Annotated in this window: 12 protein-coding genes and 1 pseudogene; 5 read left to right on the plus strand and 8 right to left on the minus strand. The window is 74.2% G+C overall.

The features are described from left to right. Positions 1–96: 96 nt before the first annotated feature. The gene (locus ACWIYF_RS26765) at positions 97–564 is read right to left on the minus strand and encodes a hypothetical protein (RefSeq protein WP_448625862.1); all 468 of its coding nucleotides are present in this window, start codon (positions 562–564) and stop codon (positions 97–99) included. Between the two features lie 185 nt (positions 565–749). Beyond that, complete coding sequence (locus ACWIYF_RS26770) at positions 750–1,139, minus strand: hypothetical protein (protein WP_448625863.1); 390 nt, start codon at positions 1,137–1,139, stop codon at positions 750–752. A gap of 452 nt (positions 1,140–1,591) precedes the next feature. On the opposite strand from ACWIYF_RS26770, the gene ACWIYF_RS26775 reads away from it, so the two are divergent. Both ACWIYF_RS26775 and ACWIYF_RS26780 read left to right on the plus strand, forming a co-directional pair. Next, a complete protein-coding gene (locus ACWIYF_RS26775) occupies positions 1,592–2,131 on the plus strand; it encodes a hypothetical protein (protein WP_448625864.1) in 540 nt (179 codons plus the stop codon). Positions 2,132–2,225: 94 nt separating this feature from the next. Further along, positions 2,226–3,020, plus strand: coding sequence for a hypothetical protein (locus ACWIYF_RS26780; RefSeq protein ID WP_448625865.1), 795 nt, complete (start codon positions 2,226–2,228; stop codon positions 3,018–3,020). Positions 3,021–3,023: 3 nt separating this feature from the next. On the opposite strand, the gene nrfD is transcribed toward ACWIYF_RS26780, so the two are convergent. After that, on the minus strand, positions 3,024–4,034 hold the full coding sequence (nrfD, locus tag ACWIYF_RS26785; protein ID WP_448625866.1) for an NrfD/PsrC family molybdoenzyme membrane anchor subunit: 1,011 nt from the start codon (positions 4,032–4,034) through the stop codon (positions 3,024–3,026). Then, positions 4,031–5,095 carry a 4Fe-4S dicluster domain-containing protein gene (locus tag ACWIYF_RS26790; RefSeq protein ID WP_448625867.1) on the minus strand — a complete coding sequence of 355 codons (1,065 nt, stop codon included), beginning with the start codon at positions 5,093–5,095 and terminating at the stop codon, positions 4,031–4,033. Before ACWIYF_RS26790 ends, nrfD begins: the two co-directional genes overlap by 4 nt. Positions 5,096–5,152: 57 nt before the next feature. Between ACWIYF_RS26790 and ACWIYF_RS26795 the strand changes: the two genes are divergently transcribed. Both ACWIYF_RS26795 and ACWIYF_RS26800 read left to right on the plus strand, forming a co-directional pair. Next, complete coding sequence (locus ACWIYF_RS26795; RefSeq protein ID WP_448625868.1) at positions 5,153–5,383, plus strand: CopG family ribbon-helix-helix protein; 231 nt, start codon at positions 5,153–5,155, stop codon at positions 5,381–5,383. Beyond that, positions 5,380–5,802 carry a type II toxin-antitoxin system VapC family toxin gene (locus tag ACWIYF_RS26800; protein WP_448625869.1) on the plus strand — a complete coding sequence of 141 codons (423 nt, stop codon included), beginning with the start codon at positions 5,380–5,382 and terminating at the stop codon, positions 5,800–5,802. The genes ACWIYF_RS26795 and ACWIYF_RS26800 overlap by 4 nt, the downstream gene beginning before the upstream one ends. A gap of 83 nt (positions 5,803–5,885) precedes the next feature. Here the strand turns inward: ACWIYF_RS26800 and fdh are convergent. From fdh to ACWIYF_RS26820, 4 genes and pseudogenes are all read right to left on the minus strand, one after another. Next, positions 5,886–9,104: pseudogene (fdh, locus tag ACWIYF_RS26805) on the minus strand (formate dehydrogenase); the annotation flags it as partial. Between the two features lie 27 nt (positions 9,105–9,131). Next, positions 9,132–9,284 (minus strand): hypothetical protein, encoded by a 153-nt coding sequence (locus ACWIYF_RS26810; protein ID WP_448625870.1) that lies wholly within the window; start codon positions 9,282–9,284, stop codon positions 9,132–9,134. A gap of 75 nt (positions 9,285–9,359) precedes the next feature. Further along, entirely contained in the window at positions 9,360–9,518 is a 159-nt protein-coding gene (locus ACWIYF_RS26815) for a hypothetical protein (protein ID WP_448625871.1), read from the minus strand. 128 nt (positions 9,519–9,646) lie between these two features. Beyond that, complete coding sequence (locus tag ACWIYF_RS26820) at positions 9,647–9,913, minus strand: hypothetical protein (protein WP_448625872.1); 267 nt, start codon at positions 9,911–9,913, stop codon at positions 9,647–9,649. 278 nt (positions 9,914–10,191) lie between these two features. On the opposite strand from ACWIYF_RS26820, the gene ACWIYF_RS26825 reads away from it, so the two are divergent. Then, positions 10,192–12,774: a diguanylate cyclase domain-containing protein gene (locus tag ACWIYF_RS26825; RefSeq protein ID WP_448625873.1), complete on the plus strand. Its 2,583-nt coding sequence runs from the start codon at positions 10,192–10,194 to the stop codon at positions 12,772–12,774. Positions 12,775–12,786 lie beyond the last annotated feature (12 nt).

Raw genomic sequence — 12,786 nt, forward strand, 5'->3', positions numbered from 1 at the left:
CGGCGCCGGCGACGCCTGGTCCACAGTGCTGACCTGTGCGCCGCCTGGCAAGCGACTGCCGCCGGTCGCACCCCCTCCGGGGCAGCGGGGGCGGTCCTACGAGAAGGACGACGTCACCGCGACCACCACGACCAGCCACGCGATCACCGCGATGAGGCCGCAGACCAGGCCGGCGATGGCCAGGCCCGTGCTCATCCCCTTCTTCCTGCCCTGCGCGATGCCCACCCCGCCGAGCACGACCCCGAGCAGGCCCAGCACGAAGCCGACCCAGGGCAGCCAGAAGAGGACCAGCCCGACGAGGCCGGTGACGAAACCGGCCACGCCCAGGCCGTTGGTGCCCGCCTGAGGCGCGTAGTAGCCCGCGGGCGCGTAGCCCGGCGGCTGCCCGTACGGCGTCGTCTGCGGCCCGGCCTGGTACTGCGGCTGCTGCGGTGCCTGGTACTGCGGTCCGCCACCGGGCTGCCCGGCGCCGTACGACGGCTGGCCGGGCCCGTAGGGCGGCGGCCCGCCGGGTTCCCGGGAGGGCGGCTGGTCCGGGTTGAAGCCGTGCTGGTCGCTGCTCATGACAGCTCCTCGTGCCGAGGGGTACCGGCGCCGGCGACGCCATGGTCCACAGTGGGGACCCGGCTCCCGGCTGACAAGCGGCCCGTGCGTCCCACGCGACCGCACCGGCCGGGAACGACGACGGGCCGGCGTCCCGGTCGTCGAGCGACCAGGGCGCCGGCCCGTGCCTGCGGCCGGAGCGAGCCTCAGAAGGTCGAGACCGACGAGGCGATCGAGAAGACGAAGGCCAGCAGGAGGAGCCACACGAGCACGGCGAGGATGCCGCAGACGAGGCCGGCGATCGCCAGGCCGGTCGGGGCGCCCTTCTTCTTGCCCTGGGAGATGCCGATGCCGCCGAGCACGACACCGACGAGGCCGAGGACCATGCCGAACCACGGCACCCAGCACAGGACCAGGCCGACCAGGCCGGTCACGAAGCCGGCGACGCCGAGACCGTTGCCGGGCGCCTGCGGCGCCGGGGCGTAGCCGTAGGGCTGCGGCGCCGGGGCCGCGTAACCCTGCGTGGGCTGCGGGGCGTAGCCCTGCGGCGGCGGCGGGGTCTGCGGGGTGGTCGGGTCGTACGGAGGCGTGGACATGGGTCCCCGTTTCGGTTCTGTCGTCGGCTCGTCCGACGTTCCGGGGCAGATTCGTGACGGACGTCGCCGTCCGCAAGGGGGCGCACCGCGCCACGTCCGCTCAGCAGCCGCGTCCGGGCACTCCTGCCCCAGCCGTCGGGGCTTGTCCCCTCGGCGGGGTACGCCCCCGCGGTTGCCGCGGTCACGGTCCTGGGTGAACCTGCTTCCGACGAGCCGGGGTGCAGCAACCGCCCCGGCATTTCGCACGCCCCCCGACTTGCCCCCTCGTTCCCCGGCGTCGACGCGCAGCCGACCACGGGGCAGCTCCCGCGCGCCGGAACGACCGTGACCCCGTCGTCCAAAGGACGGCGGGGTCACGGCCCGGTGCGCCGCGTCCTCCCCCGCGGTCCCAGCCGTCGCAAGCGCCCCGCGGCCTGCCCGCTCGCGGCCGCCGTCCTGCCTAGCTTGGGAACGTGGCGAGCACCCGGACGGACGGCGGATCGCGCCGCGCCTGGCTCGCCCCGCTGCTGGCGCTGGTGGCCATCGGCCTGCTGCCCGTGCTGGGCCGCTCGCTCGTCTGGCTCGGCACCGCGGCAGCCGGCACACCCGTCGCCGCGTCTGCCCCCTCGGCGGCCCCGTCCACCGGCCGTCCTACGGCGGCGCCCGCCACCCGCAGCCCGGACACCGCGACCGCCGCCACCGTGCCCGCCCCGCCCGCGACCTCGGCCCCGGTCGTCCGCGCCGCCCGCCCGGCCGCCGAGCTCGGCGCCGCCGCCGAGGAGGCGCCCGCCGTCCCGGTCCCGAGCGCGCCCGAGGTCGTCGTCCCCGCGCCGGAGGTCGTCGTCCCGTCGGGCGAGGACACCGACGCCGTGGCCGGCCCCGAGGACCAGCCGCCGACGTCCTCCCAGCCGGACGCCGACGTGCGCACGGCCGACCAGCCGGTGGTGGCCGACCCCGTCCCCGAGGACCCGGCCCCCGAGCCGGAGACCCCGCTCGAGCCGGGCGGCAACTGACGCCGTCGTGGCGCCTGTGACGGACGTGCCCGACGGGTTGCGACACGCTCTCGTTCCGGGCTCGCCGGCCCGGCCCGCCCCTAGCCTCTCCGGCATGCCCTGTCCCACCTGTGGGGCGACGGATGCGCGCACCCAGCTCCTGCCCGGTTACTGGCGCTGCGACGCCGTCGCCGCGGTCGACCAGCTGGTCGGCGTCGGCGGCGCCCAACCGGCCGCCGGCGCACGCTGCGGCACGATCTACCTGCAGGCGCGGGCCGACGACTCCGGCCCGGCGCTGTGCCGCTGCGGAGAGCCCGCGCTCGGCGAGTGCTCGGAGTGCACCCGCCTGGTGTGCGGCGACCACTCCGACCTGTGGCGCGGCTGGCGGGTGTGCGACCGGGACCTCGCCCGGGCGCGGATGCAGGAGCGGGCGGCCGCCGCGGCGGAGGAACACCGCATCCGAGAGGCCGTGGCCGCCGCCGAGGCCGAGCGCCACCGGCAGCGCAACACCCGGCTCGAGCTCTCCGCCGAGGACGCCCTCTGGCTGCTCTACGTCGACGAGCCGCGGACCGAGCAGGAGATCCGGTCGGCGGCCGACGTCCTCCGGCGCCTGCCGGCCGCGGAGTTCACCGCGCTGTGCCTCGCCGTGCTGCCGCAGATCTGCGACAAGGTGAAGACGCGGCGCAGCGGCCTGCACCGGCTGTCGGGCTGGCCGTTCGCCGGCCCCGACTACCACGACCGGTCGTGGTTCCTCACCGCCAAGGGCGACTGGTACCGCAGCGGCTCCTACGGGGAGTCCGGCGCGGAGCAGGGCCACCGCGGGCGGAAGGTGCGCTTCGACGACACCGAGAAGCGGGCGATCGTCTACGAGATGGCCTGGCAGCAGTCGGTCGACAGCGGCGTCGCCTGACCGTCACCGGCTGATCGTCGGTGCGTGCCCGTTCTCCCGGGCGGCGAGCCGCTCGCGCTGCGGGACGACGGTGTACTTCGGGTCCTTGCTGCTGGCCACGCCGGCATCGAACACGCCGAAGCGGGTCAGCAGCGAGCCCGCCGCCAGGAGCACGCCCGAGGCGACCGCGCCCAGCCGGGACCGGCCGGCCAGCAGGGCGAGCCCGGCGCCGGCCGCCGTGCACGCCTTGGCCACGCGCAGGAACGTCCCGGCCCGGCCCTCGTGGTACGGCTCGCTGACGATCCCGTGCCCGTTCTCCACCCGGTGCATCGCGGCCAGTTCGATCGCGGCCCCGGCGACGGCCATCTTCCGCGCCGGCCCGGCCTCGGCCACCGGCGAGAACGCCATCGTGATGCCCCCGCCGGCCGCCATCGCGGAACCGGAGAAGACGAACGGCAGCTCCTCCCCCGCCGCGTGCCACGACGGGACGGCGGTGTTGGCCAGCAGCACCGCGGTGTAGGTCGTCATCGGCCCGCCGAACACCCCGGCGCCGACCGCGGCGATCTTGCGCAATGCCGGGAACCGGCCGAGCACGTGCAGCCCCGCCGTCCCCACGGTGAGCGCGCTGAACGGCGAGAGGATGTACGTCCCGACCGACAGCGGCGACGTCGGCTTGAACACCCGCAGCATGTGCAGGAAGCGCTCCGGCCGGCCGAGGTCGACGACGAGCAGCCCCACCGAGGCCAGCGCGCCCCCGCCGGCCAGCAGGTGCGCCGCCTTGGTCAGGGTCGGGCGCCTGGTGAACTCCCCGAGCGCGCCGAGGACCGACGACGACCCGGCCGCGCCGCCCAGGAACAGGTAGAGCGGCACCTCCGGGCTCTTCCACACCGGCGGCTTGAGGATCGGGCGCCCGTAGTAGGAGGTGAACTCGACGTCGTCGACCATCGAGATCTCGCCGCGGGCCCCTCGCCCGCGGCCGCCCTTGCGCCGGCGCGCCGGCCCGCGGTCCGCCTGCTGCCCGCCCCCCGCGGTCACTTGCGCCGCCAGGACGCCAGGACGGCGGACACCGCCACGCCGACCACCATCGCCGCACCCTTCGCCGCCGCCCGCCACATCGCCGGCAGGTCGCGGGTGGTGACCACCGGGTCCGGCGGCAGGCCGTAGACCTCCGGCTCGTCGAGCAGCAGGAAGAACGCCGCGTTGCCGCCGACGCCGTCGTTCTCGTCGCGCCCGTACAGCCGCGCCGTCTCCACGCCCTGGCGCTTGAGCGTCTCGAGCCGCGCGTCGGCCCGTGCCTGCAGCTCGTCGAGGTTGCCGAACTGGATCGACTGGGTGGGGCAGGCGGTCGCGCAGGCCGGCATCAGCCCGTCGGTCAGCCGGTCGTAGCACATCGTGCACTTGAAGGCCCGGCCGTCGTCCTTGCGCCGCTCGATGACGCCGTAGGGGCAGGCCGACACGCAGTAGCCGCAGCCGTTGCAGATGTCGCCCTGGACGACGACGGTGCCGAACTCGGTGCGGAACAGCGCGCCGGTCGGGCAGACGTCCAGGCAGCCGGCGTGCGTGCAGTGCTTGCAGACGTCGGAGCTCATCAGCCAGCGGACCTGCGTGTCGGTGCCGCTCTGCGCCGTCTGCGGGTCGTACTCCGACAGCGCCTCGGCGTTGAGCACCGACTGCTGCGCGTCCGCCAGGCTGTCCTCGTGCGCGTTCGCCGGGGACGGGCCGGCGTCCCGCCGGGTGTCGCCGGGCCGGCGATGAGTGGGCATCGGCAGGTCGACCGTGCGGCTCTGCTCGATGAACGCCACGTGCCGCCAGGTGTTCGCGCCCAGCTGGCCGGTGTTGTCGTAGGACATGCCCGACAGTCCGATCACGTTCTGCCGGCCGTGCGAGTCGTCCATCGGCAGCGTGTTCCACTCCTTGCACGCCACCTCGCAGGCCTTGCAGCCGATGCAGACGGAGGTGTCCGTGAAGAAGCCGACCCGCGCCGGGTGGTCGCCGTCGTAGCCCGCCTCGCCCTGCACGTCGGGCAGCGGCCCGAACAGCCGGTTCTGCGGGTCGCGGCCGGTGAAGGCCGGGCTGGCCGAGCTGATCGGGCTCATGCGCCCACCGTCCACAGATCGGATCTGCTGGGCAATACCGGCGGATATCCTTGCGGCATGCCCAAGGTCATGGTCTCCCTGCCCGCGGAGCTGCTCGCCGACCTCGACCGGGAAGCCGCGCGACGAGGGAGTACCCGGAGCGCCCTGCTGGCCACCGCGGCACGGCGTGAGCTGGAGCAGCAGGGCCCCGAGGAGCTGGACGCCGCCCTGCAGCGGGCACGCGCCGCGCTGCGCGGCGCCGGGGCGTTCGAGGCGGCTGACGTCGTCCGCGCCGAGCGGAACCGGTGATCTTCCTCGCCGACACCTCGGTCGTCCTGAAGTGGGTGCACGAGGACGGCGAATCCGATGTCGAGGCTGCGCGCCGTCTCCTGGACGCGCACCGCGGGGGCACTGCCCTCGTCCTGCTGCTCGACCTGGCGGTCTACGAGTTCGGCAACGTGCTGCTGCGGGCGCTGCGGCAGCCCGCGCGCGAGGTCGTCGACCAGGTGGAGCTGCTGCGGCGGCTCTGCGGACCGTTCGTCCACCCGGCCCCCTCCTGGCTGGCCGAGGCGGCCCGCCTGGGTGAGCAGCACCGGTTGACGTACTACGACGCGGCGTGGGCCGCGGCGGCGCGAGCCCTCGACTGTCCTCTGGTCAGCGCCGATCGGGGCCTGCTCGCCGCCGGTCTCGCCATCCCGCTGCCCGAGGCGGTCGCCGTCCTCCCGTAACGCACTCCCCGCCGTCACGTCGTCTCCTCGCCGGTCGAGGCCTCCACCGGGGCGCGACCGTTGAGGCCCACCCGGCCGGACTGCACGCCGGCCCGCCGCCGGTAGGACTCCACCAGCTCGAGCAGCTCCCTCCCGCGCGGACGCCGACCCGGCCGGATGTCGCAGGTCGACACCTTCGACTCCTGGATGTGGGTGTTGGCGTCGAGCACGATGCCCAGCAGGTCGTTGGCCGAGTCGCCGGTCGAGATGCCGCTGTAGGCCCAGTGGTAGGGCATGCCGATCTGGTGCACCACCGTGCCGTCGCGCAGCCGGATCGGCCGCACCCGCTCGGTGACCAGCACCTTGGCCTCCACCGCCGTCCGTGCGCTGATCAGCGTGGCGTACTCGCCGTTGGTGAGCCCGCGCAGCTCCGCCAGCTCGGGGCTGACCTCGACGAAGAACTCCGGCTGCAGCTCGGCCAGGTAGGGCAGGGTGCGGCTCATCCCGCCGGCCGTGTGGTGCTCGGTCAGCCGGTAGGTGGTGACGCCGAACGGGAAGACGTCGCTGCGGGTCGGGTTCGCGCGGTTCCACGGCCCTTCGATCTGCTCCAGGGTGGGGTTGGTCTGCTGCTTGTAGAACGCGTTCTCGACCACCGACTCGGCCGGCTCGTAGTGCGTCGGCATCGGGCCGTCGACCAGGCCGGACGGCGCGAACAGCCACGCCTTGCCGTCGCCCTGCATCACGAACGGGTCGTTGCCGGCCAGCGCGGCCTGCGCCTGCGCACCCTCCGGCGGCACGTAGTCCGGCCGCTTGTCGGGCTCGAAGTCGGGGACGTCGGCGCCGGTCCACTTCCCGGCGTCCTCGTCCCAGTAGACGTACTTCTTCCGCTCGCTCCACGGCTTGCCGTCGGGGTCGGCCGAGGCGCGGTTGTAGAGCATCCGGCGGTTGAGCGGCCAGGCCCAGCCCCACTCCAGCGCCACCGGCCCCTGCTCGCGGCCGGGCTTGCGCCGGGCGGACTGGTTGGCCTCGTCGGCGTAGACGCCGCAGTAGATCCAGCAGCCGGAGGACGTCGACCCGTCGTCCTTGAGCTGCATGTACGAGTTCAGCGCCTTGCCGTCGGGCCCGACGCCGTTGATCTCGCGCAGCACGGCCTCGGCGTCCGGGTCGGCGGTCTCGCCGATCGTCGGGTAGTCCCAGGTCAGCTCCAGCAGCGCGCGGTCGCGCGGATCGGTGGAGTCCTTCAGCCGCTCGCGCAGGATCCGGCCCAGGTGGAAGTAGAACCACAGGTCGCTGCGGGCGTCGCCCGGCGGCTCGACCGCCTTGTGCCGCCACTGCAGCAGCCGCTGCGTCTGGGTGAAGGTGCCCTCCTTCTCCACGTGCGTGGCGGCGGGCATGAAGAAGACCTCGGTGCCGATCGTCTCGGGCGCCAGCTCGCCCGTCTCGATCTCCGGGGCCTCCTTCCAGAAGGTCGCCGACTCGATCATCTGCAGGTCGCGGACGACGAGCCAGTCGAGGTTGGCCAGGCCGAACCGGTTCATCCGGCTGTTCGGATGGCCGACCGAGGGGTTCTCCCCCACCAGGAAGTAGCCGCGGACCTTGCCCGCGATCATGTCGGCGACGGTGCGGTAGGAGCTGTGGTCGCCGTCGATCTTCGGGATGTGGTCGAAGCAGTAGTCGTTCTCCGCGGTCGCGTGCTCGCCGAACCACGCCTTGAGCAGGCTGACCGTGTACGCCCGCTTGTTGCCCCAGAACCCGGCCTTGCCGGCCGCGTCGGCGACGTAGTCGTCGAGCGTCTGGTGCTGCAGCGCGTGCGGCTGCGGCAGGTAGCCCGGCAGCAGGTTGAACAGGGTCGGGATGTCGGTGGAGCCCTGGATGCTCGCGTGCCCGCGCAGGGCCATGATCCCGCCGCCGGGCCGGCCGATGTTGCCCAGCAGCGCCTGCAGGATCGAGCAGGTGCGGATGTACTGCGCGCCGACGCTGTGCTGCGTCCAGCCCACCGAGTAGACCCACGCCGTCGTCCGGTCGCGGCCGCTGTTCTCCGTCACCCACCGGGCGACCTGCTCGAAGACCGCGGGCTCGATGCCGCAGACCTCGCTGACCATCTCCGGCGTGTAGCGGTCGAAGTGCCGCTTGAGGACCTGGAAGACCGTCCGCGGGTGCTGCAGCGTCTCGTCGCGCTTGGGCTTGGCCGGGATCGGCGGCCCGCCGCTGCCGGCGGCCTGGGCACGGTCGGACGCCTTGACGTCGGGGTGCTGCTCGACGGCCTTCTGCTCGTCGGCCCTCTGCGGGTGGTCCGAGCCCGAGTGCGGCGGCTCCTCCGGCTCGTACTGCCAGCTGCCCTCGTCGTAGTGCCGGCTGTCCGGGTCGAAGCCGGAGTAGAGGCCGTCGAGGTCCTCGGTGTCGACGAAGTCCTCGCTCACCAGCGCCGCGGCGTTGGTGTAGGCGACCACGTACTCCTTGAAGTACAGCTCGTGGTCGAGCACGTACTTGATCAGCCCGCCGAGGAAGGCGATGTCGCTGCCGATCCGCAGCGGCACGTGCAGGTCGGCGATCGCGCTGGTGCGGGTGAACCGCGGGTCGATGTGCACGACCTTGGCGCCGCGCGCCTTGGCCTCACCGACCCACTGGAAGCCCACCGGGTGGCACTCGGCCATGTTCGAACCCTCGATGACGATGCAGTCGGAGTTCTCCAGGTCTTCCAGGAAGTTGGTTGCGCCACCACGGCCGAACGAGGCACCCAGACCGGGCACCGTGGAGGAGTGCTATATGCGCGCCTGGTTCTCGATCTGGATCGCGCCCAGGGCGCTGTAGAGCTTCTTCATGAGGTAGTTCTCCTCGTTGTCGAGGGTCGCCCCTCCGAGGCTCGCTATCCCCATGGTCCGGTTGACGCGCTTGCCGTTGTCGGTGTCCTGCCAGCCCTTGCGGCGCGCGTCGAGGACGCGGTCGGCGATCATCTCCATCGCCGTGTCGAGGTCGAGGTCCTCCCACTCCGTCCCGTACGGACGGCGGTACTTCACCGTCGTCACGCGGGTCGGGCTGGTCACCAGCTGCTTGCTCGCGCTGCCCTTCGGGCACAGCCGGCCGCGGCTGATCGGCGAGTCCGGGTCGCCCTCGATCTGCACGACCTGCTCGTCCTTGACGAAGACCCGCTGCCCGCAGCCGACGGCGCAGTAGGGGCAGACGCTCTGCACGACGCGGTCGGCCGTGGCGGTGCGCGAGACGACCTGCTCGGTCGCCTTGCTGCGGGCCGCCTTGCCGCGGCCGAGGGGGTCGTTGCCGGTCAGCTGGCGGTACACCGGCCACGCGTCGAGCCAGGTCTTCACGTCCGCGAGCCTGCCACTGCTGCGGGATTACGGCACGCCGACGACCGCGCCCGATTCGCCGCCGGGCTGCGCGTATCCCCTGGCGCGGTCCTCGAGGGCGCCGCCGCGGATGATGAGGGAGAAGACCGCGGTGGTGAGCACCGCGGCGGCGAGCCACGCCCCGAGAAGTACGAGGATCACGCCGGCACCGTCCGGGTCGCGGGTGACGGGCGGGGGACAGCGGGCCGAACGCCGGCCGTCGCGTGCGGGTACACCTCAGGCCACATCGTGGAAGGTTCCCTCCCTGCCGTCGTCCCGGGGCAGCCGGCCGGCCTGCTCGCACTCCTTGACCGTGTTGGCCATGGCGCCGAAGAAGAGGGCAGCGGCGATCGCGACGACGAACCACGCGATCAGCACCCAGACCCACCACGGCATGGCTCGCTCCTCCTCGCGCCTACGAGGAACACGCTGCGCCGATACCGGACGGTTCACTACCCCCAAAGCTGGCTGAAGCGTCAAGGACTTTGGTCGTACGACCCCGGGCCGACCTGCACGGGCGGGGGTTACGGGACGGCGGCACCCTCCGGGACGGCGGCGCCCTCGGCGGCGAGCCGGGCGCGGATGCGGGCGGCCTGCCGCCGGCGCTGCTCCGCGCGGCGGCGCAGGGTCGCGACCTGTTCGGGATCGGTGGTCCGGTGGGCCTTGAGGTCCAGGGCGGCGGCGGTCTCCAGGTGCAGCGCCATCGCGCGCAGATCGGCGGCCGGCGCGGGCCGGCCCTCGGTCCGCTGCGGCCGAGGTGTCGCCTCCCGCAGCTCGTCCCCCAGGATCATGCGCCGATCGTGGCCGTGCGGTCCCGGTCGCGCGAATCGGATCTTCGCGGACACGACCGTCGCCGTGCGGCTTCGGTCCATACCTGACCGCCTGACGCCGGACGGTGTGCGGAAGCGGCGCATCTCCGGCGCGGAAGTGCGCCGAACACGCACATCGTCACGGGTCCTGCCCCGCCCAAGCCCCGCCGTCCCCGCAACGACCCGAAGCCGCTCCTCTTTCGGGTGAACGGCCCGCAACCACTCTCCAGCCGGCACCGTCGGGTTCCGACTCCCGTTGGGTGAGCACTGCGCCCCGTCCGGGGCAGTCCGGCGACGACGCGCGCGGCGGCACCCGCCTCCCGCGCGGCGTCCGCTGGACCCTGCTCGTGGGCCTGCTGGGCCTGGCCGCCGCCGTGCCCTTCAGCGCGCCCGACGGCACCGGGATGCAGTGGGACGAACTCGTCCTCACCGGCGTCGCCGCGAGCTCGGCGTGGGCGCTGTTCCGGCGCACCCGCACCATGTCCGGCGCCGCCGCCCGCCCGTGGCGGGTGATGGGTGCCGCCGCATCCCTGTTCGCCGTCGCCCAGCTGCTGGCCGGCGCCTTCCCGGGCCCGGAGTTCGACGGGTTCGGCGTCGACGACGTCCTGCTCTTCCTCGGCGCCACCGCACCGCTGGTCACCTGCGCGATGCTGGTCCGGCGGGTCCGCCGCACCCGCTGGGGCGCGCTGGCCGTCGACGGCGCGATGGTCACGACCGCCCTGCTCGTCGTCACCGAGGTGCTGCGCACCCCGCTGGTCAACCCGGTCGGCGCGCCGGAGGACCTGCGCTCCCTGGTCCTCACCTACGGCGGCTACGCGGCGGCGGCGCTCGGCGTCGGCACCGCCCTGTGCACCGTCTCCACCGCGGCCCTGCGCCGCTCGGTCACCACGATGGTCCTCGCCGTGGCGCTGCAGGCGGCGGCCGCCTTCTGCGAGGCGATGGCCATCGTCGCGCCGTCCCCGCTGTGGACCGCGGGCTCGGATCTCACCGTCGCCCTCGCGCTGCAGGCCACCGTGCTCGCCGCCCTGTGCGCGCCCGACACCTACGACGACCGCAGCGCCCGTGCCTCCGCGGCCCGCGTCAGCCCGGTCGGGCTGGTGCTGCTCGTCGTCGCCGTCCTCACCCTGCCGGCGGCCTTCGCGCTGAGCGTGCTGCAGCACGAGCCGCTCAGCCGCGGCGCGGAACTGGGCGTCGCGGGCGTGTTCTCCCTGCTCGCCGTCCGGCTGGTCCTGCGCATCCGCGAGGACGGCGAGGTCACCGAGCACCTCGTCCGCAGCGAGGAGGAGTTCCGCGAGCTGGTCGAGTCCAGCTCCGACGGCGTCGCGATCGTGGACGACGAGCTGCGCCTGCTGTTCGTCTCCCCCGCCGCCCGGGCGATGCTGGGCCTGGCCGGCGAGGCCGAGGACGTCCCGCTCGCCGAGCTGGTCCACGCCGAGGACCGGGAGCTCGTGCGCACCGCCCTGCTGCGCCCGGACGGCCCGGAGCTGCACGTCCGCGTCGGCGACCGCGAGCTCGAGGCGACGTCGTCCGAGCGGCCCGGCAGCCGGCGGGTGCTGCACCTGCGCGACGTGACCACCCGGCGCCGCCGCGAGCGCGAGCTCGAGCGCATGGCCTACACCGACCACCTCACCGCGCTGCCCAACCGGGCGCACCTGTTCGAGGAGCTCGCCGACGACAGCACCGCCGAGCGCTGCCTGCTGGTACTGGACCTCGACGGGTTCAAGGCGGTCAACGACGTCGCCGGGCACGAGGCCGGGGACCAGCTGCTGGTCGAGATGGCCCGCCGGCTGTCCACCGTCATCCGGGAGGACGACCTGGTCGCCCGCCTCGGCGGTGACGAGTTCGCCGTCCTCGTGAGCGGCACCCTCGACGAGTCGGTCGAGGTCGCCCAGCGCGTGGTCGACGCGCTCGCCCTGCCGCACCGCACCGGCGAGCGGTCGTTCGCGGTGGGCGCGTCGGTCGGCGTGGCCCGGATCGGCGTCGCCGGCGGGCAGGTCGCCTTCCGCGAGGCCGACACCGCCCTGCGCGCGGCGAAGCGGGCCGGCAAGGGGTGCGTGCGGGTGGCCGGCGAGTCCGCGGTCGCCCTCGACGAGCGCCTCGACCTCGCCGCCGCCCTCGCGGCCGGCGAGCTCGAGCTGCGCTACGACGCCGTGACCGCCCTCGACGGCCGGGTCGCCCAGGTGCAGGCGCGGGCGGTCTGGCTGCACCCGGAGCTGGGCCGGATCGACGGGCAGGACCTGTGGGCGCTGGCCGAGCGGCAGGGCCTGCTGCTCGAGGTGCAGCGCTGGGGCATCCGCCGCGCCTCCCGCGAGATCGCCGCCATGGACGGCGACGTCGGGCTGGTCCTGCGCCTGCCGGCCAGCCAGCTGCCGGGCGAGGTCGTGATCACCGAGATCGCCGCCGCGCTGGACGCCGCCGGCCTGGCACCGTCCCGGCTGACCCTCACGCTCACCGAGGAGACGCTGCTGACCTCGCCGGCCGGGCTGGTGCCCGCGCTGGAGACCGTCCGCCGCAGCGGGGTGCGACTCTGCCTCACCGGCTACGGCATGGGGCACAGCCTGTTCGCGCTGCTCGCCCGCGTCCCGCTCGACGCCGTCCGCGTGGACGTCGCCACCCTCGCCGTCCGCGACGACCTGCCGCGCGCCCTGCGCGTGCTCGCCGCGATCGTGCGGACGACGGACGCGTTCGGGCTCACCGCCGTCGCCGACGGGGTCGACACGGTCGACGCGCGGGACGGCGCCCTGGCCGCCGGCGCGCAGTTCGTCGCGGGCCGGGTCGCGCCGAGCGACCTGACCTCGGCCGAGGTCGCCGCCCTCCTCGCCACCCCCGCCCTGCTCCCCTGACGGGCTTTCGGT

The organism is Geodermatophilus sp. URMC 64 (genome assembly GCF_053502555.1).

Bases quoted from the DNA above. Each gene is read 5' to 3' on its own strand.
- ACWIYF_RS26765 (WP_448625862.1), bottom strand. From the start codon at position 564: ATGAGCAGCGACCAGCACGGCTTCAACCCGGACCAGCCGCCCTCCCGG.
- ACWIYF_RS26820 (WP_448625872.1), bottom strand. From the start codon at position 9,913: ATGATCCTGGGGGACGAGCTGCGGGAGGCGACACCTCGGCCGCAGCGG.
- ACWIYF_RS26795 (WP_448625868.1), top strand. From the start codon at position 5,153: ATGCCCAAGGTCATGGTCTCCCTGCCCGCGGAGCTGCTCGCCGACCTC.
- ACWIYF_RS26780 (WP_448625865.1), top strand. From the start codon at position 2,226: ATGCCCTGTCCCACCTGTGGGGCGACGGATGCGCGCACCCAGCTCCTG.
- ACWIYF_RS26770 (WP_448625863.1), bottom strand. From the start codon at position 1,139: ATGTCCACGCCTCCGTACGACCCGACCACCCCGCAGACCCCGCCGCCG.
- ACWIYF_RS26790 (WP_448625867.1), bottom strand. From the start codon at position 5,095: ATGAGCCCGATCAGCTCGGCCAGCCCGGCCTTCACCGGCCGCGACCCG.
- ACWIYF_RS26815 (WP_448625871.1), bottom strand. From the start codon at position 9,518: ATGCCGTGGTGGGTCTGGGTGCTGATCGCGTGGTTCGTCGTCGCGATC.